15 protein-coding genes are annotated in these 24,517 nt (G+C 63.5%); 7 read left to right on the forward strand and 8 right to left on the reverse strand.

Annotated elements, in window-relative coordinates; genetic code table 11:
* Window positions 1-28: 28 nt before the first annotated feature.
* The 4 genes from PspS35_RS18580 to PspS35_RS18595 form a co-directional block, all read right to left on the reverse strand.
* Window positions 29-862, reverse strand: a complete 834-nt coding sequence (locus tag PspS35_RS18580; RefSeq protein ID WP_159936249.1) for a TIGR03915 family putative DNA repair protein — start codon at window positions 860-862, stop codon at window positions 29-31.
* Complete coding sequence (locus PspS35_RS18585) at window positions 859-2,079, reverse strand: putative DNA modification/repair radical SAM protein (RefSeq protein WP_159936250.1); 1,221 nt, start codon at window positions 2,077-2,079, stop codon at window positions 859-861. Before PspS35_RS18585 ends, PspS35_RS18580 begins: the two co-directional genes overlap by 4 nt.
* 66 nt (window positions 2,080-2,145) lie before the next feature.
* Window positions 2,146-3,483, reverse strand: a complete 1,338-nt coding sequence (locus PspS35_RS18590; RefSeq protein ID WP_159936251.1) for a SidA/IucD/PvdA family monooxygenase — start codon at window positions 3,481-3,483, stop codon at window positions 2,146-2,148.
* A gap of 118 nt (window positions 3,484-3,601) precedes the next feature.
* Window positions 3,602-4,084, reverse strand: coding sequence for a sigma-70 family RNA polymerase sigma factor (locus PspS35_RS18595; protein WP_159938074.1), 483 nt, complete (start codon window positions 4,082-4,084; stop codon window positions 3,602-3,604).
* Between the two features lie 260 nt (window positions 4,085-4,344).
* On the opposite strand from PspS35_RS18595, the gene PspS35_RS18600 reads away from it, so the two are divergent.
* From PspS35_RS18600 to PspS35_RS18620, 5 genes are all read left to right on the forward strand, one after another.
* Complete coding sequence (locus tag PspS35_RS18600) at window positions 4,345-5,514, forward strand: efflux RND transporter periplasmic adaptor subunit (protein WP_159936252.1); 1,170 nt, start codon at window positions 4,345-4,347, stop codon at window positions 5,512-5,514.
* A complete protein-coding gene (locus PspS35_RS18605; RefSeq protein WP_159936253.1) occupies window positions 5,498-7,486 on the forward strand; it encodes a MacB family efflux pump subunit in 1,989 nt (662 codons plus the stop codon). Before PspS35_RS18600 ends, PspS35_RS18605 begins: the two co-directional genes overlap by 17 nt.
* Window positions 7,479-8,891 carry an efflux transporter outer membrane subunit gene (locus PspS35_RS18610; protein ID WP_159936254.1) on the forward strand — a complete coding sequence of 471 codons (1,413 nt, stop codon included), beginning with the start codon at window positions 7,479-7,481 and terminating at the stop codon, window positions 8,889-8,891. Before PspS35_RS18605 ends, PspS35_RS18610 begins: the two co-directional genes overlap by 8 nt.
* 107 nt (window positions 8,892-8,998) lie before the next feature.
* Window positions 8,999-9,796 carry an alpha/beta hydrolase gene (locus tag PspS35_RS18615; RefSeq protein WP_159936255.1) on the forward strand — a complete coding sequence of 266 codons (798 nt, stop codon included), beginning with the start codon at window positions 8,999-9,001 and terminating at the stop codon, window positions 9,794-9,796.
* Window positions 9,797-9,968: 172 nt separating this feature from the next.
* Window positions 9,969-10,832 (forward strand): LysR family transcriptional regulator, encoded by an 864-nt coding sequence (locus PspS35_RS18620; RefSeq protein ID WP_159936256.1) that lies wholly within the window; start codon window positions 9,969-9,971, stop codon window positions 10,830-10,832.
* 176 nt (window positions 10,833-11,008) lie between these two features.
* Here PspS35_RS18620 and PspS35_RS18625 read toward each other — a convergent pair whose 3' ends face one another.
* Genes PspS35_RS18625 through PspS35_RS18635 form a run of 3 tightly spaced genes read right to left on the reverse strand, consistent with a single transcriptional unit; the run spans window position 11,009 to window position 15,192 of the window.
* A complete protein-coding gene (locus PspS35_RS18625; protein WP_159936257.1) occupies window positions 11,009-12,070 on the reverse strand; it encodes a lipocalin-like domain-containing protein in 1,062 nt (353 codons plus the stop codon).
* On the reverse strand, window positions 12,060-14,522 hold the full coding sequence (locus tag PspS35_RS18630) for an FtsX-like permease family protein (RefSeq protein ID WP_159938075.1): 2,463 nt from the start codon (window positions 14,520-14,522) through the stop codon (window positions 12,060-12,062). The genes PspS35_RS18625 and PspS35_RS18630 overlap by 11 nt, the downstream gene beginning before the upstream one ends.
* Before the next feature lies 1 nt (window position 14,523).
* Window positions 14,524-15,192 carry an ABC transporter ATP-binding protein gene (locus PspS35_RS18635; RefSeq protein WP_159936258.1) on the reverse strand — a complete coding sequence of 223 codons (669 nt, stop codon included), beginning with the start codon at window positions 15,190-15,192 and terminating at the stop codon, window positions 14,524-14,526.
* 238 nt (window positions 15,193-15,430) lie between these two features.
* On the opposite strand from PspS35_RS18635, the gene PspS35_RS18640 reads away from it, so the two are divergent.
* Window positions 15,431-16,144: a histidine phosphatase family protein gene (locus tag PspS35_RS18640; protein ID WP_159936259.1), complete on the forward strand. Its 714-nt coding sequence runs from the start codon at window positions 15,431-15,433 to the stop codon at window positions 16,142-16,144.
* 172 nt (window positions 16,145-16,316) lie between these two features.
* Entirely contained in the window at window positions 16,317-17,981 is a 1,665-nt protein-coding gene (arnT, locus tag PspS35_RS18645) for a lipid IV(A) 4-amino-4-deoxy-L-arabinosyltransferase (RefSeq protein WP_159936260.1), read from the forward strand.
* A 13-nt stretch (window positions 17,982-17,994) separates the two neighbouring features.
* On the opposite strand, the gene PspS35_RS18650 is transcribed toward arnT, so the two are convergent.
* On the reverse strand, window positions 17,995-24,258 hold the full coding sequence (locus PspS35_RS18650) for a non-ribosomal peptide synthetase (protein ID WP_159936261.1): 6,264 nt from the start codon (window positions 24,256-24,258) through the stop codon (window positions 17,995-17,997).
* Between the last annotated feature and the right edge of the window lie 259 nt (window positions 24,259-24,517).

The raw sequence follows: 24,517 nt of genomic DNA on the forward strand, positions 1-24,517 counted from the left end.
GAATCGTCGCACCGCCCCTCCCACATTTTTAACCATGCCCGCTTAAGATTTTCTTACCTTGGCGCGCCCCCACCAGCTTCGCCTGCCCATCCTTCTGCTTGCCGGTGCGCGCCTCGCTGATCAACCCCGGTATCAACTTGCCCTCGGGCAAATTCTTCCAGAACCGACTCGGCAAGTGCCCTTCCATGACCTTGGGGTTCAACCGCGCCGGATTGAAAATATGGCTGTAGTAGGTCAGCCACATGGCGCTGTGGGGGTCTTCGACATTTTGCGCCAGTTGCTGCCACGCCTCGGGACACTGGCGCTGATGAATCAGCTGTTCACCGTCGTAATACACCCCATCCAACGGTGTAGCGATCATCCACCGATGACGCCCCATGCGCCCGACAAAATGCTGGCTGGCCGATTTCAAAATGTCGTGGGCCGGCTCATGCCAGGCCACGTACTCGGGTAACTCAGGCCCCGCCCCTGCCGGTAATGCGATGAACCGCACAAACGCATGCAGGTGATGGGCTTCCCGGCTGACCTGCTTGATGCGCCGCTGCAATTCGCTGCCCAGCTTGTCGCCCGCCAGCATCGCCGTGCGGTCGCCATGGCTGACGCGCCACAGCACTTCATATAGCAGGCTCCAACGCTGGTCGCCGTGATAGCAGGACGCCGACTCCAGCAGTTCGATCAGGGCCTTGGGAATGCGCGCCTGGAACGGGCCGAGCCCTTCAGGGATCGCTTCGTCAGTCGCAAACAGGTCCGCCACTTCGGCCTCGCCCCAACTCACTTGGCTGGGATCGACCTGATGGCTGAGCAACCAGCGCGCCTGTTCGCGCCAAGTGCTGAACAGGTTGGCGCATTCCAGGCTGATCATCCCCACAACCCCATCTGCTGCGGCTGCGGGCGGTCGCGCAGTTGCTCGCGCAGCAGCACGCTGGTGCTATCGGCCTGTTGTGGGTGGTAGTCGCTGGTGATGAAAAACGGCTTGGCCTTGGCCAATACGCAGCGCATGCGGGCCAGGTCTTCGAAGCGGATCTTGCGTTCGCGGCGCAGGTCTACCAGGCGCTGGGTGGTGCGCAGGCCGATGCCCGGAATACGTGCGATCAAGGTGGGTTCGGCGCGGTTCAGGTCCAGGGGGAATACCTCGCGATGCTCCAGGGCCCAGGCTAGCTTGGGGTCGATATCCAACGCCAGGTGGCCGGGGCCTTCGAACAATTCATTGGCGCTGAAGCCATAGCTGCGCAGCAAAAAATCCGCCTGGTACAAGCGGTGCTCACGCATCAGCGGTGGCGCGGCCAGGGGCACGCTTTTCGGGCTGTTGGGGATGGGGCTGAATGCGGAGTAATACACGCGGCGCAGCTTGAAGTTGCCATACAACGCCTCGGCGCCGTGAAGGATGGTGCTGTCATCGGTGTCGTCGGCGCCGACGATCATCTGTGTGCTCTGCCCGGCCGGGGCAAAACGCGGGGCGCGGGGTTCGTTGAACACGGTCTGCTCGCCGGTGTAGATGGTCTGCATCGCCTGCTTGATCGTGACGATCTGCTTTTCCGGCGCCAGGGTGTTCAGGCTGGCCTCGGTGGGCAACTCGATGTTCACGCTCAGTCGGTCGGCATAGCGCCCGGCTTCGGCGATCAGCGCCGGGTCCGCGTCGGGGATGGTCTTGAGGTGGATATAACCGCGAAAGTCATGTTCTTCTCGCAGCAGCTTCGCCACCCGTACCAGTTGCTCCATGGTGTAGTCGGCCGAACGGATGATGCCGGAGCTGAGGAACAGCCCGCTGACGCAGTTGCGCTTGTAGAAGTCCAGGGTCAGGGTGACCACCTCCTGCGGGCTGAAACGCGCACGGGGCACGTCGCTGGAGCGGCGGTTGACGCAGTATTGGCAGTCGTAGAGACAGAAGTTGGTGAGCAGCACCTTGAGCAACGACACGCAACGGCCGTCGGGCGTATAGCTGTGGCAGATGCCCATGCCATCGGTGGAACCCAGCCCCGCCTTGCCCTGCGAACTGCGCTTGGGCGCGCCACTGCTGGCGCACGAAGCGTCGTACTTGGCGGCGTCGGCGAGGATGCTGAGTTTTTCGATCAACTGCATGGAGGGCTACCGATACTGGTTTTTTGTACAGTATCAGGCGACCCTCCGGGTCACAAGTGCTGCCTGTCAGCTGGCGGTGGCCAGCAGCAGGTCCCGCACCGAACGCCCTTTGCCACGGCTGCGGTCGTTTTCGTACAACGAGGCGGCAATTTCGTCGGCGCGAATCGGCAGAATCGACAGCAAAGTGTCGCTCAAACCGTGGCTGGCCTGGCTGAAGCCCTGGATGTAGATGCCGGCCTTGCAGCGCTCGTCGGTGACGATGCGGTAGTCGCGGGCGACTTCGAAATCGCCCATGTACGCTTCCATCGGCGCCAGCAGCTCGCGGTGCATCTGGCGCTCGTAACCGGTGGCCAGTACGACGGCATCGTAATGGTTGACGGTGACGTCGCCGTTGGCATTGTTGCGCAGGGTCAGTTCGACACCCAGCGGGCCGGCCACGGCCTTTTCCACGACGGTCATGGTGCAGAACGCGTGGCGGGCGATGCCGGAGACCTTTTGGCGGTAGAGAATCCCGTAGATCCGCTCGATCAGGTCCAGGTCGACCACCGAGTAGTTGGTGTTCTGGTACTCGGCGACCAAACGCTCACGCTCGGCGCCCACTTGTTGGAACACCAGGTCGGTAAAGGCCGGCGAGAACACTTCATTGACGAACGGGCTGTCATCGGCGGGCTTGAGCGCCGAACCGCGCAGGATCATGTCGACCTGCACCGATGGGTAGCTGTCATTGAGGTCGATAAAGGCTTCGGCTGCGCTCTGGCCACCGCCGATGATCGCGATACGCATCGCCTTGCCTTCCACGCACGGTTGCTGCGCCACACGGGCCAGATACTGGGAGTGATGGAATACGCGATGGTCGTCCTTGAGCCCCTTGAACGCCTCAGGCACCCGTGGCGTGCCACCGGCGCTGACCACCACCGAACGCGTGGTGCGCACTTGCTGCTCACCGTGGGCATCGCGGGAAATCACGCGCAGCGCCTCAACCTGCTGCTGATGCAGGATCGGCTCGATGGCCAGCACTTCCTCGCCATAACGGCCCTGGCCCTGGAACTGCGCCGCGACCCAGCGCAGGTAGTCGTTGTACTCCATGCGGCACGGGTAGAAGGTGCCCAGGTTGATGAAGTCCACCAGGCGGTCGTGGGCTTTGAGGTAATTGACGAAAGAGTACGGGCTGGTGGGGTTGCGCAGGGTCACCAAGTCCTTGAGGAACGAGATTTGCAGTTCGCTCTGGGTCACCAGGGTATTGCCATGCCAGCGGTAGTCGGCCTGCTTGTCGAGAAACAGTGCGTCCAGCTTGCCCTGGGTTTTTTCTCGTTCCTGCAGGGCGATGGCCAGCGCCAGGTTCGATGGGCCGAAACCGATACCGATGAGGTCGTGAACCGCGGGCGAAGCAATTGCCTGTGTCATTCCAGTGTCCTCTGGATAAGCCCCTTGGCGGTGGGGCAGAAATACCTTCAAGACCTGCACAACAGGTCATGTGTTGATAGGAAACGAGGACAGTGAAATAAAATTTACTGATCAGCGATCAGTGTACGTCCCACGCACGCATCCGCACCCGGCAATGCTTCATGGCGTTGACGATGTGTTTTTCCACCAACGAGCGGGAAATGCCCAGGCGTTCGGCGATCTGCAGGTGCGTCAACCCTTCGAGCTTGCGCAGCATAAAGCTGTCACGACAGGCCGCGGGCAACTCGGCCAGGGCACGCTCGAGCATCTCCAGCCGCTGGCTCTGATCGTGGCTGGCCTGAGGGGAGCCGGCACAAAATCGCTCTTCAGTGTCGAGTGTTTCCAACGGTTCGTACTGGCGCAGGGCATTGCGCCGATGGCCGTCGATCACCAGGTTCAGCGCGGTGCGGTATAAAAACGCCCGGGGCTGCTCGATGGGAATATCGCTGGAGCGCTCAAGTACCCGCACATAAGCGTCATGCACCACATCTTCGGCCACCTGACGGTTGCCCAGCTTGGCGTTGAGGAAACTCACCAGCTCGCGATAGTAGTTTTCCAACATGACTCCCGACCGCCGCATAGGGGCAGTATCCATTCCTTGAGCACCTGAAAATGCAAGCCAATTGCATAATGGCAATTTGGCCCTGTGCAATTTATAGTAATTCTCATCTACTTTTAAAGAAGTCTTGCGCCAACGGTCGTTTTTTTTACCTCAGGCACCTGTTACACGGTGTGTAACAGCCTAAATCTGCACGCGATTATCTCGTTTAACTGTCAGCTCTGCGCAACTGCGCTCCGAACTTCCCTGGCTGGAACCTAAGCATGAAACGCCCTCGACCTGCCCGACGCGCCCTGCTAGTTGCGGCGTGCCTGACCCCCATCATTGCCGTCGCCGCCTGGCAGGTACTGCCGCCAGGGCGCGATACGCTGAGCACCGTCACCGTGGCCCGCGGGGATATCGAAAACAGCGTGACCGCCCTGGGGACCCTGCAGCCGCGCCGTTATGTGGATGTGGGCGCGCAGGCCTCCGGGCAGATTCGCAAGATCCATGTAGAAGCCGGCGACCAGGTCCAGGAAGGCCAATTGCTGGTGGAAATCGACCCCTCGACGCAAAAAGCCAAGCTCGACGCCAGCCGCTATGCCATCGAAAACCTCAAGGCCCAACTACAGGAACAGAAGGCTCTGCACGAACTGGCACGCCAGAAGTACCAGCGCCAGCAGCGCCTGGCAGCAGGCAATGCTACCCGCGAAGAGGATGTGCAAACCGCCAAGGCCGAATTGAGTGCCACCCAAGCACGGGTCGACATGTTCCAGGCGCAGATCCTCCAGGCCCAGGCCAGCCTGCGCAGCGACGAGGCGGAGTTGGGCTACACGCGCATCTATGCGCCGATGAGCGGCACCGTGGTCGCGGTGGACGCACGGGTCGGCCAGACCCTCAATGCCCAGCAACAGACGCCGTTGATCCTGCGTATTGCCAAGTTGTCGCCGATGACCGTCTGGGCCGAAGTCTCGGAGGCCGACATCGGCCACGTCAAGCCCGGCATGACCGCTTATTTCACCACCCTGAGCGGCGGTAACCGACGCTGGACCAGCACCGTGCGGCAGATCCTGCCGATCCCGCCCAAACCCTTGAACGAAACCCGAGGCAGCGGCAGCCCCAACAGCTCCGGCAAAAGCGGCACCGGCCGTGTGGTGCTCTATACCGTGCTGCTGGACGTGGACAACGGCGACAACGCCTTGATGGCTGAAATGACCACCCAGGTGTTTTTCGTCGCCGGCCAAGTCAAGGACGCCCTCACCGCACCGGTTGCAGCGCTGCTGGGCACCTCAAGTGGCGACAAGCAGATCGCCCGCGTAGTCGCGAAAAACGGTCGCATCGAAGAGCGCGAAGTGCGCCTGGGCATCAGCGACCGCTTGCGGGTCGAAGTGCTGGACGGCCTCCACGAAGGCGATCATCTGCTGATCGGCCCGGCCGATGGCAACGGGGGTTGAGGTGACCACGCCCCTGATCGAACTCAAGAACATCCGCAAATCCTACGGCGGCGGCGACAGCCCGCAGGTCGATGTACTGCGCGGCATCGACCTGTCGATCCATGCCGGGGAGTTTGTCGCCATCGTGGGCGCCTCCGGTTCAGGCAAGTCCACGCTGATGAATATCCTCGGCTGCCTCGACCGGCCCAGCATCGGCGAGTACCTGTTCGCCGGGGAAAATGTCGCCCACTTGGACAGTGACGAACTGGCCTGGCTACGTCGCGAAGCCTTTGGCTTTGTGTTTCAGGGCTACCACCTGATTCCTTCGGGCTCGGCCCAGGAAAACGTCGAGATGCCCGCGATCTACGCCGGCATCAGCGCCACCGAGCGCCATGCACGGGCCAACGCCCTGCTCACCCGCCTGGGCCTGGCCGAACGCACCGCAAACCGCCCCCACCAGCTGTCCGGCGGCCAGCAGCAGCGGGTGTCGATCGCCCGCGCGCTGATGAACGGTGGCCACATCATTCTCGCCGACGAACCCACCGGTGCCCTCGACAGCCATAGCGGCGCCGAGGTGATGACCCTGTTGGACGAACTGGCCAGCCAGGGCCACGTGGTGATCCTCATCACCCACGACCGCGAAGTGGCGGCGCGGGCGAACCGTATCATCGAGATTCGCGATGGCTTGATCATCAGCGACTCGGCCGATGAAAGCGAAGCAGCCCCTCAAGCCACCCGTGGCGCATTGCAAGCCGTGGACCTGCGCCAACGCCTGGTCGACGGCGCCGAACACAATGGCGCATGGAAGGCTGAACTGCTGGACGCAGTGCAGGCCGCCTGGCGCGTGATGTGGATCAACCGCTTTCGCACCGCGCTGACCTTGCTGGGGATCATCATCGGCGTGGCCTCGGTGGTGGTGATGCTGGCGGTGGGCGAAGGCAGCAAGCGCCAGGTCATGGCGCAGATGGGCGCCTTCGGCTCCAACATCCTGTACCTGAGCGGCTCCTCGCCCAACCCGCGCACGCCGCTGGGCATTGTGACCCTCGACGATGTGAAGGCCCTGTCGGCATTGCCTCAGGTCAAAAGGATCATGCCGGTCAACGGCACCGAGGCCGGGGTGCGTTTCGGTAACGTCGACTACATGGCTTATGTGGGCGGCAACGACACTCATTTTCCGCTGATCTTCAACTGGCCGGTGGTCGAAGGCAGTTACTTCACCGAGGCCGACGAGCGTGCCGGGGCCACTGTTGCCGTGATCGGCCATCGCATCAAGGAAAAGTTATTCAAGGGGTTGGTCAACCCGATCGGCCAATACATCCTCATCGAGAACGTGCCGTTCCAGGTGATCGGCGTGCTCGCGGAAAAAGGCTCAAGCTCCGGCAACAAAGACAGCGACGACCGCATCGCCATTCCTTATACCGCCGCCAGCGTGCGCCTGTTCGGCAGCTACAACCCAGAGTACGTGGTGATTGCCGCCGCCGATGCCAGCCGGGTCCACGAGGCCGAAGTGGCCATCGACCAGTTGATGCAACGGCTGCACCACGGCAAGCGCGACTACGAACTGACCAACAACGCCGCCATGATCCAGGCCGAGGCCCGCACCCAGAACACCCTGTCGCTGATGCTCGGCTCGATTGCGGCGATCTCGCTGCTGGTGGGCGGTATCGGCGTGATGAACATCATGTTGATGACCGTGCGCGAGCGAACCCGTGAAATCGGCATCCGCATGGCCACCGGCGCCCGGCAGCGCGACATCCTGCGCCAGTTCCTGACTGAGGCGGTCATGCTCTCGGTGGTGGGCGGGTTGTGCGGTATTGCCCTGGCCCTGTTGGTGGGCGGTGTACTGGTGCTGGCCAAGGTGGCCGTGCAGTTTTCCCTGTTGGCGGTACTGGGTGCCTTTGGTTGTGCGCTGGTCACCGGCGTCGTATTCGGCTTTATGCCGGCCCGTAAAGCTGCCCGGCTCGATCCGGTTAAGGCGTTGACCAGTGAATAAACGATCCATTCCCACGCACCTGTCCCTACTCAGCCTGAGCCTGCTGCTCACGGCCTGCACCGGCAACCCGCCAAACGCCGACAGCGGCATCGCGGCCCCGAACGCCTGGCAGTTTGCCGAGCGCGACGCCGCCCAGGCCACCAACCAACGCTGGTGGATGCAATTTGGCAGCGCGCAGTTGAACCGCCTGGTCGACCAGGCCCGGCGTGACAGCTTCGACGTGGCCGCCGCCACGGCACGTGTGCGCCAGGCCCAGGCCAGTGCAGTGATTGCCGGCGCGCCCCTGCTGCCCGAAGTCAATTTCAACCTCACCACCAGCCACCAGAAGCTATTGCGCGGCAATGGCGGCCCGGACCTGGATGCGACGTCCAGCGATGATGTGGCCGACAACTTCGGCGCCAACTTCACCGCCAGCTATGAAGTGGACTTCTGGGGCGGCCGCGCCGCTGCGCGCGACAGTGCGTTGCACAGCCTGCGGGCCAGCCAGTATGACCAGGCCACGGTGGAACTGACCTTGCTCAGCAACGTGGCCGACCGCTACGCGCAAACCCTGGCTGCACGCCAGCGCCAGCAGATCGCCGAGTTGAACCTGGCCAATGCGCGCAACGTGCTGGCGTTGGTGCAAACCCGCTACGACGCGGGCTCCGCCACCGCCCTCGAACTGGCCCAGCAAAAAAGCCTGGTGGCCAGCCAACAGCGTCAATTGCCGTTGATTCAGCAATTGGCCGAAGAGTCCCGGATCACCCTCGCCGCCCTCGTCGGCCAGCCAGTGCAGGCGCTGGACCTGGGCACCGAGTCTTTCCAGGCACTCACCTGGCCGAATATCGGCCCCGGCGTGCCGAGCCAGTTGCTAAGCCGGCGCCCCGACCTGGCCAAGGCCGAAGCCGAACTGGCAGCGGCGCAGGCGAATGTCACCGTGGCCCGCGCGGCCATGCTGCCCGCCGTGACCCTAGGGGCCACGCTGGGCTCCGATGCCTACAAAGCCGTGGAAATCCTGCGCAGCCCCTACTACACACTGACCGCCGGGCTGGTCGGGCCGATCTTCAACAACGGGCGTTTAAGTGCCGAACGTGACAAGGCCCGTGCGCGCCAGGACGAACTGCTGCAGACCTACCGCGGTGCAATCATCAACGGTTTCGCCGATGTGGAAAAAGCGCTCAGCAGCATCACCCGCCTGGACCAGCAGCGCCAATGGCAAACCGAAGAACTGCAACAGGCCCAGACCGCGTTCCAGATCGCCGAAAGTCGCTACCAGGCCGGCGCCGAAGACTTGCTCACCGTGCTGGAGACCCAGCGCACGCTGTACGCCGCCCAGGACCTGAACGTGCAACTGCGGTTGTCGCGCCTGCAAGCCAGCATCGCCTTGTACAAATCGCTGGGGGGTGGCTGGAATAGCAGCATCTGATGTACGAAATTCTCGTTTCGTACACGAGTCATCTCCGTCCCCTACATTCTTAGGCCCTGGGTCCTTGGTAAAAAAGCCACTATTTCACGGCTGCCCAGGACCTCTTGATGACTGTCGCAAAACACCTCGCGTGCGCCTGTATCGGGCTGGTGGCGAGCACCGGTCATGCCGAGTCGCTGATCAAACCCACCGCCATCGACTGGCTGCTGGACTGCCCTCTTCCCGCAGTTGAGCGCCTGGACCGCGAGGTACTGGAGCGAACCCAGTGCGGCATCGTGGCGGTGCCACTCAACTATGCCGCCCCCGACCAAGGCAGCCTGAACCTCTACCTGACCCGCGTCGGCGCCCGCAAACCGCTGAGCCGCAAGGGCGTGGTCTTCGCCCTGGCCGGTGACACCCTGCAAAAAGACCATGGCGGCACCTTTGCCGTTCACCTGGCCAGCCGCTGGGGCGCGTACTCCACGCAAGCCCATCGCACCTTGCTCAACGAGTACGACGTCATTGAACTCAGCCCTCGCGACCTCACCCTCGAGTCCGAGGTCGAACAGGCCGCGCGGGACATGGAGTTCGTCCGCACGCAATTGGGCGATGCACAACTGCACTACCTGGGAAACGCCGATGCCACTCGCCTGGGCAGCCGCTACGCGGCGCTGTTTCCCAAACGTGTCGCACGCATGGTACTGGTCAACGCCGAGCAAGGCATGAGTGGCGCGTCCCACGTCGCGCAACTGCACCTCAAGGAATCGGCCAAACCGGACGCGGGTAGCTGTATCAACCGTTGGGTGGGCGATTTCCTGGCCTACGGCAGAAAGCCACCACCGTCGACCCATTGTCTTGATCTGGACAGCCGGGGCGTCGCCCACCGTTTGCCGCCACGTGCCACAGACCACGACACACTGCGATGACGCTGCCCGTTAAAGAAACTTATCCGCATGATTGCGATGCAAACCCCAGTTGCTCGCCTGATTGCCGAGCCGCTCATGTATCACCGAAGCCACCCGCCCGGGCCGGGGTATTTTTCAACCGCATTCCTGTCCCCGGCCTCTACAATGTCCCCCATTCATCCCTGGGGGCTTCATGGACATCGAACTGGCACGTACCTTCCTCGAAATCACCCGCTGCGGCAGCCTGGCCGCAGCGGCCGAGAAACTGCACGTCACCCAGACCGCGATCACCGCACGGGTCAAAAGCCTGGAAAGCCAGTTGGGCAGCACACTGTTTGTGCGCAACCGCGCCGGCGCACGCCTGACTGCCGACGGCGAGGCGTTTGTGGTGTACGCCAACCAACTGCTGCAAACCTGGGAAGCCGCACGCCGCGACCTGCCGTTGCCCGATGGCTATCGCAATGTGCTGCATATCGGCGGTGAAGTGAGCCTGTGCAACCCGTTGATGCTGGGCTGGGCCCAGGCGTTGCGCGAACATATCCCAGGGCATGCCCTGCGCACCGATGTACGTGAAGGCGAATACCTGCTGCGCCAACTGGAACTCGGCGTGCTCGACGCCGCCCTGGTGTTCCAGCCGCAGTACTGGCCGGGGTTGCAGGTGGAACAGGTACTCGAGGAAAAACTGATTTTGGTGCAGTTGGTGAGCAAGCCGTCCCCCTACGTCTACATCGACTGGGGCCCGGGCTTTCGCCAGCAGCATGATGCCGCCCTGCCCGACAAGGCCCGTGCTGCGGTGAGCTTCAACCTGGGGCCTTTGGCCTTGCAATACATTCTCGAAAATGGCGGCGCGGGGTATTTCCGCACGCGGGTGGTGCAAAGCTACCTGGACAGCGGCGTGATGCAGCGCGTCCCCAAGGCCCCGGAGTTCAGCTTCCCGACGTACCTGGTGTACTCGCGGGCGCGTGACTCGGCGGTGTTGCAACAGGCGCTGGCTCTGCTGCGCGAAGTGGTCAAGGCCGAAAGCGACTGGTCGCAACGCTGGGATCCGCTGATGTGAGTCTGCTGCCGTGAACAGGGGGCTCCCTCTAGAGCCAAATGCCCCCATCCCCCCAACGGACAGCCCAAATTATCGCGAGACGGTATCAACGATACGCTCCAATGCTCATTACCAAGGTGTAAACGAAAAAAGACATCGTTACCCCCCTCTGCCAGGAAGATAAAACGGAAGAACCCTCAATACCCGGTCATTTCCAGGTAGCCGACACCACCCTCAAACCGCACCGGCCCTTCCCAATACGGGATGTTCAGGTTCATCCAGGCGTTCGGGTTGATGGCTTGCGTGGTGATGTCGAGTTGTTTGCCGGGAATTTTCAGCGACCAGCGCGTAGGCAGGTGGCGCCCATCAATGGTCGTGGTTTCCAGCGGTGCCAGCTGGATGTCAGCGTTATGCAAGGTCTCGGTACGCCCTTGGGCATCAATCCACGTGCCCGTGAGATAACCGCCGCCGTCCTTCTGGCGTACGCGAAACAGCATCAGTTGCGCACCCCGGTCCAGGTGCAGGGAGAACCAGTCCCAACCGCTCTGGCTCGCGCTCAGCGGTTGGCTGCTCCATTCGCGGTCGAGCCAGGCCGGGCCGCTGACCTGATAGGTTTTGCCGTCGAGGCTGACGCTGCCGTTGGCGGTGAAGAACGGCTGGCTGTAGTAATACGACGCCTGGCCCTGGTCGGATTTACGGCTGTAGCCGTTGTCCCCTTGCAACACCAGTGGCCGACTGGAGGTCAGGCGCAGGTCGTAGGCAAAGTGCGCATCGCTGGCCTTGAGTTGCATATCCGCCAATGCACTGGCAGCGCCAGGACGGCTGGCAAAGTTCCAATCGTCGATCCACGCAGTGAACGGCGCGGCCTGGGCACCGGCCTGGCCAACACCGCCACGGGCCAGGCGTTCGGCGGCGTAGTGGCGGTTGGCGGAGGTGACAGCGGCATGGCCGAGCCACACCGTCGAATCCTGCCAGCCGGCCTGGGTCGGCCCGGCTTTCAAAGCGTTGCGAAACAGCGTCCATTGCACGCCGAACACATGGCCCTCGGCGTCCTTGAGGTTGGCGGTAACGTACCACCACTCAATGCGAAAGCCGTCATGGGGGCCGTGGTCCTCGGGAAAGCTGAACACTTTGCCGGGTACCACTTGGGCAAAGTCCGCTGCATCGCTGCCCAGGCCTGCGAAGCTCTCCTGGGGTGCGGGGACTTTGTCACAGGCCGCCAGCAGCCATAACGCGCAGATCAACGCCTTAATCTTCATGGGCAAAGGTCCGAAGCAAATCCGCCGGGCGGCTGCGGTACAACTGCCAAAGCGGCCAGGCCGATGCTAACAAGGTGGCCAGCATCGCCAACCCGAGTAATTGTGCGAGCTGCCAGGGGAACACTTGCAATGGCAGGCGCCAGCCAAAGGCTTGCACGTTGATCACCGCGTCCAGGCACCACGCCAGCAGCACTCCCAGTGGCAACGCCAGCATCAGGGTGAGCACCGCCAGCAGCCAGGTCTGCCCCAGGTTCAGCAGCATCAACTGCCGCCGCGTCACCCCCAGCGCCCACAGCGGTGCCAGTTGGCCGAGGCGGCTCTGGCTCTGGGTCAGCAGGCTGATGAACAGTGCTACGCCAGCCACGCCCAAGGTCAGGCTGTTGAGGGCTGCGGTCGCCGCGAAGGTGCGTTCGAACACCTGGCTCGACCAGCCCTTGAGTTGCTGTTGATCGACGATGCGGCTGTCGTCCAGGGCAAATGCATGCCGCACGTCTCGCACCAGTGGCGCCACATCGGGCGGCGCGACACGCAGGTTCAAACGCGCCGGCGAGAGGGTCGGCCAGTGCACCAGCAGGTGCTCGGAATTGACCAGGATATGCCCCTTGGGATTGCCGTAATCGGCGTAGACCCCCACCACCTTGGGTGACCAGACACCTTGGGGTGTGGGGATATCGATCCAATCCCCGAGCCTGACTGAAAGCCTGCGCGCCAACTGCTCGCTGAGCATCACGGTGTCGTCACGCAGCAAGCGGTCCCAAGGTGCATCGGCGGCGTCCAACAAGGGCCAGTGCTCGCGATAGGTCGGATCGTCGACCACCCCGAACAGATCCGCCGGCCAGCCCTGCACTTGCACGGCGACCTGCCAGGTCGGCAACACCCTTTGTACCAACGGTTGGTGCGCCAGCCAGGTGCTGAGCTGAGCAGCCTGCGCCGGGGTTTGCGGGTTGAGGTACAGCTCGGCAGTCAGGCGTTGTTCCAGCCAGTTATTGAAGGTATGGCGAAAGCCCGACGTCATGGAGCCGGCACCGATATTCGCGGCCAGGGCCAGCAGCAGCGCCATCAGCGCCAGGCTCAAGGCCGGCAGTTGTTGGCGGCAATCGGCAAGAAACCACTGGCCAAGTACCGTACGGCTGCGCCCCAACACCGCCTTGAGCAGCCCGTTGAGCAGCACCGGCAAGCCCAAGGCCGCGCCGAGCAGCAACGCCGCCATCACGACAAAACCAGCGGCCAGGCTATCGCCCAGCCAAAGCGCCAACAGTGCGATCAGCAACGCCGCTGCGGCGACCCAGCCCTGGCGCCGTAACCAACGGCCATGGGCCTCGTGCCAGGCCTGGGCGTTGGCCAACGCCAGCAACGGCAGGCGCGCCGCCCGCCACACACTGCTGGCGCCCGCAAGCACGGCACCCAACAGGCTCAAGCCCAGCCCCGCCAGCCACCACCAAGGGCTCAGGCTCAACTGCCCCGGTACTTCGGCGCCATATAAGCCGCGCAGGCTGGCAGCCACATCCGGCAGCAATAGGCTGGCCAGCAGGTAGCCGCTGGCGACGCCGAGCACGCCGCCCAGCAGCGACAACACACCCAACTCCACCCCAAGCCCGAGGATCAACAAACGCGCACTGACCCCGCAGGCACGCAAGGTGCGCAGCAGCCCGCGCCGTTGCTCCAGGGCCAGGCCGATGGCGGCGTGCACGATAAACAGCCCCACCACAAAGGACAGGAAGCCCAACGCGTCAAGGTTCAGGTGAAAGCTCTCGGTCAGGCGCGCCAGGTTGTTGTCCTCGCCCTGCCTGAGTTGCAGCCCGGCGGGAGGCGTGGGATGGCCAGCGGCGAAGGCCTTGTCCAGCAGCAGTCGCGATAGCTGCCCAGGCATCTGAAGCAGGGGTTGAGCAAAGCCGATATCGGTGAGTAACAGGCCGGGCGCCATGTCGGGTTGAGCTTGCAGGGGCGGCAGGCGTTGCCCGTTCAGCGCCAGGGGTTGCTGCCCCTCGTGCAGCCCCAGGGCCTGCAAGGTTTGCGGCGCGATCCAGGTACGCCCCGGCGGCTCAAAGAAGGCGAGCATCTGCGCCTGGCTCAAACGTTGCCCCGCCACCGCGCCGGTGCCGGGCAATGACAGCGGGTCGATGCCCATCAATTGCAGGCGCGCGTCCTCATGCCCCTTAAGTTGCACCCGCCCCTGCACCACCGGAGATACCGGCCAACCAGCGCGGCGCAATTGGGCAAACAGCGTTTGCGGGAAACTGGCAGCGTCCGGCGCACTGAGGCTGGCCTGGGGTTCGCCGCCGATCAACTGGCTGGCGCGGGCATAACTGTCGCGCGCCTGGCTGTTGAGCGCCTGCACGCCGGTCAAGAGTGCGGTCGCCAGCCACAGGCCGGTGAGCACGCTGAAAAACTGCACCGGGTGACGCCGCCAATGGCTGAGCAAGGCGCGCAGTGTCCAATAAAACACCGCCACGTCAGCGCGCATCCGCCGGCAGCACACGACCATGATGCAACACCACCTGCTGGTCGAGCCGCGCAGCGATGCGGGGGCTGTGGGTGACCATCAATAGGCTGGTGGGGCTGTCGCGCAACAGGTCCAGCAGCAGTTGCAGCACCTCGTCGCTGGTGGCTTCGTCGAGGTTGCCGGTGGGCTCGTCGGCCAACAACAAACCTGGCCGCGATGCCAACGCCCGTCCGACTGCAACCCGCTGTTGCTGGCCGCCCGAGAGCTGTTCCGGATAACGCCTGAGCAAGTCACCCAGGCCCAGGCGTTCCACCAACTGCGCCTGCCAGAGCGGATCAAAACGCCCCGCCAGTCGGGCCTGGAACGCCAGGTTGTCGTCGACGCGCAAACTGCCGATGAGGTTGAACTGCTGGAACACCAGACCGATTTCAGTGCGCCGCCAGTGGGCCAGTTGCGCCTCGCTCATCTGGTCGAGACGCTGTTCACCCACCTGGATACTGCCGCGATCCAGCCGATCAAGCCCCGCCACCAAGTGCAACAACGTGCTCTTGCCACTGCCCGACTCGCCCATCAACGCCAGGCTGCTGCGTGAGGCCAGGTGCAAGTCCACACCGGCCAGCACCGCCAACGGGCCTTGAGGGGTGGCGTAGCTTTTGAAGACACCTTGCACCTGCAACATGGGAGCACTCGATTGATGGGCGGCCATCGAGAATAACGGCTGCGCCCAGGGGCCACGCAAATTTTTCACATGGATTTCACCGGCTGCCCACTTGCTCCCCTCTAAATTGCCGGTTATGCGTCACGCGTCGGCCTCTTGATTAGTTGCCACGCCTGACAACTTTTATAAGCGCCGCATGTTCAGCGAAAAGACAGCAGCCCTGTGACAGCCTCCTGTGTCACTGCGGCTATTGCCCAACATGTTGCGCCTAATTAATACAACATTGCCAACAGTGTCCAAGGTGAATGAAGTGGTAGACATTACCCTGACCAAACCACGCTCGCCCCGGGCTTTTTTCAAACGCCTGCATCGGCGCTGGCCAGGCATCGCCGTGATCGCCGTGGTGCTCGCCTGCGGCCTGCTCTGGCCGGCTTCGCCACGGGATCTTGGCGTGGGCAATCGCCTGTTGACCTCCCAGGTCATGCCGCTGTGGCGCGACGGCGACGTGATCGTGCTGGTGCGCCATGAAGAGCGCTGCGACCGTTCGACCAACCCGTGCCTGGGGCCGGTCGAAGGCCTGACGATCAACGGCAGCCAACAGGCCGAAGCACTCGGCAAGGCCTTTAAATCATTGGGTATGGACGGCAGCGACGTGCTCGCCAGCCCGGCCATTCGTACCGCCCAGACCTTGCGCTTCATGTTCGGTAAAAACGAGCTGACCTCCGGCCAGCAGGCCGTCTGCGGCGCGGCCATGGGCGAAGAACTGCTCAGCCACAAGCAGCCCGGGCGCAACCTGGTATTTGTGACGCACAGCGGTTGCATCGCCGACTTCGAAAAAGCCCAGGGCTTCCCCCGTGCGGCATTCCCCGAGTACGGCAGCGCGCTGTTCGTGCAAGTGTTGCCCAACGGTCAATTCAAGACCCTGGGCATCGTGAATAACCCGGACTGGCCGGCGGCGCTCAAGCACTTCTAAGTGACTAACGATGTTCAGCAAAAAGACAGCCCCCTTCTGGCATGTTTAGTTGCGCCATTTAATTAATCACCCCCTGACTCTCCCCCTGTTACTTAGTGACGGCTGTGACTGTTTGCATGATGACCTCATTACTTGAAAACCCTGGCTTTAAACGTCAAGGAGCGACGCGTTCATGCCCCGTTTAAATCCCCTGTGGTTATTGTTACTTGCCTTGGCCGCGTTCTACGTATTGCCCCTGGGCCTGCACGGCCTGTGGACCCCGGATGAGACCCGCTACGCCCAGATCAGCCAGGAAATGCTCCAGACCGGCAATTGGGTAGCGCCGCACTTCATGGGCATCCGCTATTTCGAAAAACCCGCCGCCGGTTATTGGCTGATTGCCCTCGGCCAAGAAGTATTTGGCCAGAACCTGTTCGGCGTACGCATCGCCTCGGCCCTGACCAGCGGCTTGAGCGTGCTGCTCGCGTACCTGATCGCTCGTCGCCTGTGGAACGACCCGCGAAAAAGCTTCGCCTGTGCCCTGCTTTACCTGAGCGTTGGCCTGGTGGCTGGACAAGCGGGGTACGCCAACCTCGACCCGCAGTTCACCCTGTGGGTCAACCTGAGCCTGGTGGCGCTGTGGTTTGCCCTCGACAGCCGTACCTCGCGCAGCCGCCTGGGCGCCTGGGCCGTGTTGGGGTTTGGGTGTGCAATGGGCTTCATGACCAAGGGTTTCCTGGCGTGGGCGCTGCCGGTGTTGATTGCCGTGCCCTATATGCTTTGGCAACGGCGCCAGGGCGAGCTACTGCGGTATGGACCGCTGGCGGTGGGCGTAGCGGTGCTGGTGTGCCTGCCCTGGGTGCTGGCGATCCATCACCAGGAGCCGGACTTCTGGCGCTTCTTTTTCTGGAATGAACACATTCGCCGTTTCAGCGCCGACAACGCCCAGCACGTGCGACCCTGGTGGTTCTTCCTGCCGATCCTCGCCGTGGCATGCCTGCCCTGGGCCGGCCTGCTGCCCAACACGCTGCGCCAGGCCTGGCAGCAAAAACGCCAGCCCGCCGTTGGTTTCCTGGCCTTGTGGCTGCTGCTACCGCTGGGGTTTTTCAGCCTGAGCAACGGCAAGCTGCCGACCTACATCATGCCGTGCCTGTTGCCCCTGGCATTGCTGATGGGACACACCTTGAGCGACCTGCTGCGCAACGGCCACCCACGCACGATCAGGCTCAATGGCCTGCTCAACGTGGTGATCGGCATGGCGGCCATGATCGGCCTGCTCTACCTGCAAATCGCCAGACCGCTGTACAGCAACAGCCACGCCGAGATGGTCGGCCTGTCCCTGGCCTTTATCGTGTTGCTGGTGTGGATCCTCACCAACCTGCTGCAAGCCTTGCGCCCGCTCACGCTATGGGCGATGCCGGCCCTGGGCATCGGCGTGCTGGTGATCCTGCTGCCGGCGAGCATGCCGGCGCAGATCGCCGATAACGAAATGCCCGACCCGTTCGTGCTCGAACACTTGGACGCGCTGCAACACACCCATGCCCTGCTGAGCAACGAACTGGGCAGCGCCAGCGCCCTCGCCTGGCGCCTGCAGCGCGCCGATGTGACGCTGTATGACACCGAAGGCGAGTTGCGCTACGGCTTGCAGTTCGCGGATGCAGGCCAGCGCAAAATCGAGCTGGGCGAGGTACAGGCCTGGCTCCACGAAGCACGCCAGCACGGCTCGGTGGGCGTGCTCATGCGGGTCAACAGCACCAGTGAAATGCGCGAGGTTGGGCAGTTGCCGCTGGGAGGTAAGCGTTATTCCAAGGGGTATTTGCAGCTGATTCTGTATCCGCAGTTGCCTGCTGCGCATTGACCGCCTTTCCCATTCATATCCGCCGCCGACGATCAAGCTGCGGAATCGCCGTCTGCGCCACCTCCACACGCTGCACCTGCGTCACCGCGCGCGCGGCCAATTGCGCCAGGGTCGGCTGACTGAACACGCTCCGCGCATCCACCTCCAGCCCGGCCTTGCGCAGGTGCGCGACCAGGTTCACCGCCAGCAGGGAGTGCCCGCCCAGTTCGAAGAAGTGGTCGTGGCGCCCTACCCGCTCCAGCTTGAGCACCTGCGCCCAGATCTCGGCCATCAGGGTTTCCACTTCGCCCTGGGGCGCTTCATAGGCGCGGCTGAGCACCGCGTCCACACCCGGTTCTGGCAATGCCTTGCGGTCGAGTTTGCCGGCGGGGTTGAGGGGTAATTCTTCAAGCGCGACGAAGGCCGCCGGCACCATGTATTCCGGTAACTGCTCCAGCACATGAACGCGCAAGTCTTCCAGGCTTGGCGCCGGCCCGCGCGGGGTGAAGTAGGCGACCAGTCGCTCATCGCGAATCAGCACCGCCACCTCACGCAATGCCGGATGCGCCAGCAGGCACGATTCGATTTCCCCCAGTTCCAGACGCACGCCACGCAGCTTGACCTGGAAGTCGTTACGCCCGAGGAATTCCAGGTTGCCGTCCGGCAGGTAGCGCACCAGGTCGCCGGTGCGGTACAGCCGATCCCCCGGCACAAACGGGCTGTCGATAAAGCGCTCGGCCGTCATCTGTTCCAACCCCAGGTACCCACGGGCCACGCCAACGCCGCCGATGTGCAACTGGCCGCTGACGCCCATGGGCACCGGCGCATCGTGTGCGTCCAGCACGTACAGGCGCGTGTTGTTGATCGCCCGGCCGATGGGCAGTTGCAGCGTGGGCACAGGTGCGCCGGGCTCCAGGGTCCAGGCGCTGCTGTCGACCGTGGCTTCGGTGGGGCCGTAGACGTTGTGCAGGCGCACCTTGGGCAAGCGCGCCTGCACGGCACGGGCCAGGGCTTCGGTGAGCTCGCCGCCGCCACACAGCACATCGGTGAGGCTGGTGCACAGGGCGGACTCCTCCAGTTCAAGGAACTGCTGCAACATCGCCGGTACGAATTTGATCACGCTGATCTGTTGCTCGCGGATCACTTGCGCCAGGTAGGCCGGCTCGCGATGGCCATCGGGCCGCGCCAGCACCAATCGCATGCCGTTGGCCAGCGGCCAGAACAGCTCCCACACCGACCCATCGAAGCTGAACGGCGCCCGTTGCAGCAGCGCTCCGCCCTCGGCATTGGGGCACAGTTGCGAGCCCCAGTGCATCAGGTTGCCCAGGCCGCGATGTTCGATCATCACGCCCTTGGGCGTGCCGGTGGAGCCCGAGGTGTACATCACGTAGGCCAAGTTGGCGACGCTCAGCCCTAGCACCGAGGGGTTGCCGTCCGGCGCGTGGCTCCAGGCGCTGTGGTCAAAATCGATCACTGGGATGGCGACTTCACCTGGCAAGTCGCGAGTGGCTGCGTGCACCAGCAGCGCCACCGGCTGGCTGTCCTGGAGCATGTAGGCGAGGCGTTCGCGGGGGTAGCCGGGGTCCAGCGGTACATAGGCGCCGCCGGCCTTGAGAATGGCGAGCAACCCCACCACCAGGTCCAGCCCGCGCTCCACGCACAGCGCCACACGCGCATCCGGCTGCACACCACGCTCACGCAGGTGAAACGCCAGGCGGTTGGCGCGCTCATTGAGTTCGCGGTAAGTCAGTTGCAGCTCGCCGGCCTGCACCGCCACTGCATGGGGAATATGCCGGGCGTGAGCCTCGAACAGGGCCTGGACGGTGAGGGTTTCGGGGTAATCAGTAGCGGTGGCGTTGTAGTCCAGCAGCAGTGTCTGCACTTCATGGGCGGGCAGCACCTGCACCTCACGCAGCGGCGCTTGTGGCGTGTTTTCCAGTGCTTGGGCCAGGTTGACCAGCGTGGTTTGCAGGTAGTCCAGGATACGTTCGGCACCGACCTTGCGCGGGGCCTTGGCCTTGAGATGAAAGCCGCCGGCGGTGTCGTCCACGCTGAGCATCAGCGGGTAGCTGAGGATGTCTTCGGCGCTGACCAAGGCGATGCCCGGCACCAGCACGAGGTCGCGCTCGGCATCGGTATGACGGTAATTGAGCAGGCTGTTGAACAGCGGCGCCGCGCTGCTGCAGCGTTGGGCCAGGGCCAGCGACGCGTGCTCATGGGCGAGCAAGGCGCTGAGTTGGCGATGGGTGTCGCGCAACGCATCCGCGACGTTTTGCCCAGCCAGGTGCAGGCGCAATGGCAGGGTGTTGATGAACATGCCCAAGGCGCGATCGGCGCCCTCGCCGGCCTGCAACCGACCGAGCAGCACGGTGCCGAACACACCATCGTCACGGCCCGCCACACGGCTGAGCACCTGGGCCCAGGCGAGGTGGAACAGGCTGGCAGCACTGACGCCCACACCACGGGCCTGTGCCCGCAAGCGCAGATTAAGGTCGTCACTGAGTGCACGCTGGGCTTCTTCGGTGTCCCCGCGATTGGCCTGGCGCTCTTGTACACCGAAGGCCAGCGTAGGTTCGTCCACATCGCCCAGCTGCGCACGGAAAAATACCTCGTGGGCGGCCTGGCGCGTCGGTGAGCGAGACTGCGCCACCACCGTGCGATACGGCACCGGCGCCGGCAACTGCGCCTGCTGGCCGAGCAGATGGGCGCGGATTTCCTGCATCAGGATCGTGGTGGACGTCGCATCGTTCACCAAGTGATGAAAGCGCAATCGGGCGACCCAACCGGTGGGTGCTTCGGCATAGTCCAGCGCCATCAACGGCGCCTGGCGCAAGTCCAAAGGCGCCTCACCTTCGGCCCAAGGTTCAACGCCCAAGCGCGCCACGCGCCACACCACTTGCATCGGCTGCTCCAGAGCCTCCCAGGCCAAGCTGGTACGCAGGATATCGTGGCGGTCGATCACCTGTTGCAGGGCCTGGGCAAAGGCGTCCAATTGTTCGCGCCGCTCAAAGCTGAACAGCGCCTGTTGCTGATACGGGTCGCGCTCGTCGGTGAGGTGGTGGTAGAGCAAACCTTCCTGCAGCGGCGCCAGGGGGTAGATGTCCTGCACGTTGGCCGCACCGCCGGGAATGGCCGCGACGATGCGGTCCAGGCTGGTTTGATCCAACTCGGCCAGCGCCAGTAAATCCGGGGTGATATGGCGGCAGTCAGCCGGAATGCGATTGGCCGGCACCGCCACGTCGCGGCCGTCACTCACCGCCGCCAAGGCCGCCAGGGTCGGTTGCCCGAACAGCACTTGCACATCGGCGCGCAGCCCGGCCTGGCGCATGCGTTGCACCAATTGCACCGCGAGCAACGAGTGCCCGCCCAGTTCGAAGAAATGGTCGTGACGGCCCACTTGCTGCACCTGCAACAGCTCGACCCAGAGCTGCGCCAGAACGGTTTCCACACCCGCTCGCGGGGCTTCGAACAGGCGCGTGACGAACGCCGCCTGGGTCGGCGCCGGCAATGCCTTGCGGTCGAGTTTGCCGTTGGCGGTCAGGGGCCACGCGTCCATGGGCATGTAGGCTGCCGGCAGCATGTAGTCCGGCAATGAGGTGTGCAGATGGGCGCGCAGGGTTTCGACGTCCACGGCCTGGCGTGGGATAAACCACGCGAGCAGTTGCCCATCGCGAGCCTGCACCACGGCTTCCTGGACGTGCGCGTGGGTGGCCAGGGCGGACTCGATTTCCCCCAGCTCGATGCGCATGCCACGGATTTTCACCTGGTCGTCATTGCGGCCCAGGTAGTCAAGGTTACCGTCGGGCAGCCAGCGTGCAAGATCGCCGGTGCGGTACATCCGGCCCGGCGCAAACGGGTTGTCAAGAAAGCGTTCGGCACTCAGTTCCGGGCGATTCAGGTAACCACGCGCCACGCCGTTGCCGCCGACGTACAACTCTCCCGTCACGCCGATGGGCACCGGCCGCTGTCGGTCATCCAGCAGGTAGATGGCCGCGTTGGCCACGGGCGCACCGATATGCAACGGCTGGCCTGCATCCACGCGCCCGGACGTGGCAACCACCGTGGCCTCGGTGGGGCCGTAGTTGTTGATCACCTCGAAGGTCTGCGCACGGCTGAAGCTGCGCAGCCGATCACCGCCGATCAGCAAGGTGCGCAAGGTCGGGTGTTGCAGGCCCTGGCTGAAAGCGTATTCGGCCACGGGGGTCGGCAGAAAACACACATCCAACGGTTGTGTGCGCCACCAATGGAGCAGCGCATCAATATCTTCCGTACCCTCGTGTGCCGGGGGCAGATGCAACGTGGCGCCCACGCACAACGCCGGCCAGACTTCCCAGGCCATCGCATCAAAACCGAAGCCGGCGACGCTGGCGGTGTGGCTGCCCGCGTGCAGGTTGAAGGCCTGGCAGTGCCAGTCCACCAGGTTGCAGACGCTGTGGTGCTCGACCATCACGCCCTTGGGCAAGCCGGTGGAGCCGGAGGTGTAGATCACGTAGGCAAGGTTCGACGGTTTGACCGCAACGTGCGGGTTGGCACCGACCTGGAGCGTCGGTCGCTCCAGCTCAATCACCGGCACCGCCAGGGCAGGCAAGCGATGTAGCAAATCGTGCTGGGTGAGCACCGCCACTGGCGCGCTGTCGTGCAGCAGGTAGCTCAAGCGCTCGGCGGGATGGGCCGGGTCGACCGGCACGTAGCAGGCGCCGGCTTTGAGAATCCCCAGCAAACCCACCAGCGTGTCCACACTGCGCCGGGCCAGGATCGCCACACGGTCATCGGGTTGCACGCCCAGTTCGATCAGTTGATGGGCCAGGCCATTGGCCTTTTGGTTGAGTTGGGCATAGGTCAACTGGCTGCCCTGATAGATCGCGGCCACAGCGTCCGGCGTGCGCACGGCCTGGGCTTCGATGCGTGCGTGCAGGGTGTGTGGCTGCGCGCTGGGCTGTGCGGTAGCGTTCCACTGGTGCAATCGGGCCTGTTCAACTGGCGTGAGCAGGGAGAACGCACCGATGGGCAACTCGGTGTTATCCAGCCCCTGCTCCAGCAACCAGGTAAAGCGCTGGGCCAAGGCGAGTACCTCGGCGTGCTGGAAGTACGCCTCGTTGTACACGCAATGCAGGCACGCCGTGTCCTGGTAGCGGTTGCTGCGCAGGTGGATGGCCAGCGGCAGCGGCTCATGGTGGTTGGACACCTTGATCGCCCGGGCCTGGGTCGCGCCGTAGCGTAGCGCATGGTCATCCTGCTCGAAGGACACTGACAGGTCGAACAGTTGGGCGCGATCGGCGCGGTGCAGGCCCAGCTCGCGGTTCATCTGGCTCAACGGGAAACGCTGGTGACGCAAATCCTGTTTGAGCTGGTCGCGTACGCCGCGCACCAAGGCACCGAACGGCAGGTGTTCATCGAACTGCAAACGCACGGCGCTGACTTGGGTAAACAGGCCCACGGTGGCGCGAAATCGCGCGTTGGACCGGTTCAGAATCGGCAGCCCGACCACCCAGTCCTGACGCTGGGCGGTGCGGGTGAAATACACATACATCGCCGCCAACAGCACATGAAACGCCGAGGCCTGGTAACGGCTGGCCACCTGCTCCATGCGGTTGAGCAGGTCCACGGGAAAGGGTTGCGCCAAGGTGTTGCTGGGCGAGTTGGCGACGTGTCTCGGGGTGAGCAACGGCTCCGGCAGCACGTGATATTTGTCCAGCCAGTAGGCGCGGTCGCGGGCAAAGCGCGGCGAGTCGCGGTAGTGCTGGTCGGCGTCGATAAAATCGATATAGGACGGCGCCGGTGGTTCCGGTGGGCGGCCTTGTTCAAGGGCAGTGTAGAGATGAGCCAGGGATTGCAGCATCTGGCCAAAGCCCCAGCCGTCGAGGATCACGTGATGAGCCTGGGTGCCGAGGCGGTAGTGGTTGTCGGCAAGCTTGACCAGAAAGAAACGGAACAGCGGCGCGCCCTCCATTGGATAGGGCCGCGCCATGTGCGCCTGCATCAAGGCCTGGCTGGCGGCGTGCGGGTCGGGCTGGGCCGAGACGTCATGCAACGCCACATCGACCGCCATCACCGCGGCAAACGCCTGCCGCGACAAGCCGTCGGCGCCATTGTGCAACTGGGTGCGCAGCGCATCATGCCGGGCCACCAACTGCTCGACAGCGCGCTGAATCAATGCGGGCACCACCGCGCCTTCAAAGTCGACGTAACCGCCAATGTTGTACAGCGGCGAATTGCCCGCGCGCAGTTGGTCGAGCCAGATGTCCTGTTGCGCTGCAGTGAGGGGAAAACTGGCTGGCAGGCTGGGAAAATGCTGCATAAGATCCTTCTCATCGGTGTCAGGCACTGACCGCGCTGGGAGCCCCATTACGGCGAAATTGCCGGATTTGAGCATGGGGGTCGGGGGCTGTCTGTCACCTTAAACCCGGACATCCAAACGGATAGATCCGGGTTGACTGAAGGTTCACAGATGAAACGATTAAAGCGCTGTAGGACATTGGCCATATTTGACCGATGTCGCTCTAGATCCCACGATGTTCACTAATATGATTTTTGATAAAAATCATATAGTTAGAATT

Source organism: Pseudomonas sp. S35 (genome assembly GCF_009866765.1).
In the GTDB taxonomy this organism is placed as follows: Bacteria; Pseudomonadota; Gammaproteobacteria; order Pseudomonadales; family Pseudomonadaceae; genus Aquipseudomonas.

Excerpts from the sequence above, each read along its gene's own strand:
- PspS35_RS18605 (WP_159936253.1), top strand. The coding sequence starts at position 5,498 with ATGGCAACGGGGGTTGAGGTGACCACGCCCCTGATCGAACTCAAGAAC.
- PspS35_RS18650 (WP_159936261.1), bottom strand. The coding sequence starts at position 24,258 with ATGCAGCATTTTCCCAGCCTGCCAGCCAGTTTTCCCCTCACTGCAGCG.
- PspS35_RS18590 (WP_159936251.1), bottom strand. The coding sequence starts at position 3,483 with ATGACACAGGCAATTGCTTCGCCCGCGGTTCACGACCTCATCGGTATC.
- PspS35_RS18580 (WP_159936249.1), bottom strand. The coding sequence starts at position 862 with ATGATCAGCCTGGAATGCGCCAACCTGTTCAGCACTTGGCGCGAACAG.
- PspS35_RS18600 (WP_159936252.1), top strand. The coding sequence starts at position 4,345 with ATGAAACGCCCTCGACCTGCCCGACGCGCCCTGCTAGTTGCGGCGTGC.
- PspS35_RS18625 (WP_159936257.1), bottom strand. The coding sequence starts at position 12,070 with ATGAAGATTAAGGCGTTGATCTGCGCGTTATGGCTGCTGGCGGCCTGT.
- PspS35_RS18620 (WP_159936256.1), top strand. The coding sequence starts at position 9,969 with ATGGACATCGAACTGGCACGTACCTTCCTCGAAATCACCCGCTGCGGC.
- PspS35_RS18640 (WP_159936259.1), top strand. The coding sequence starts at position 15,431 with ATGTTGCGCCTAATTAATACAACATTGCCAACAGTGTCCAAGGTGAAT.
- arnT (WP_159936260.1), top strand. The coding sequence starts at position 16,317 with ATGCCCCGTTTAAATCCCCTGTGGTTATTGTTACTTGCCTTGGCCGCG.
- PspS35_RS18585 (WP_159936250.1), bottom strand. The coding sequence starts at position 2,079 with ATGCAGTTGATCGAAAAACTCAGCATCCTCGCCGACGCCGCCAAGTAC.
- PspS35_RS18635 (WP_159936258.1), bottom strand. The coding sequence starts at position 15,192 with ATGTTGCAGGTGCAAGGTGTCTTCAAAAGCTACGCCACCCCTCAAGGC.
- PspS35_RS18615 (WP_159936255.1), top strand. The coding sequence starts at position 8,999 with ATGACTGTCGCAAAACACCTCGCGTGCGCCTGTATCGGGCTGGTGGCG.
- PspS35_RS18595 (WP_159938074.1), bottom strand. The coding sequence starts at position 4,084 with ATGTTGGAAAACTACTATCGCGAGCTGGTGAGTTTCCTCAACGCCAAG.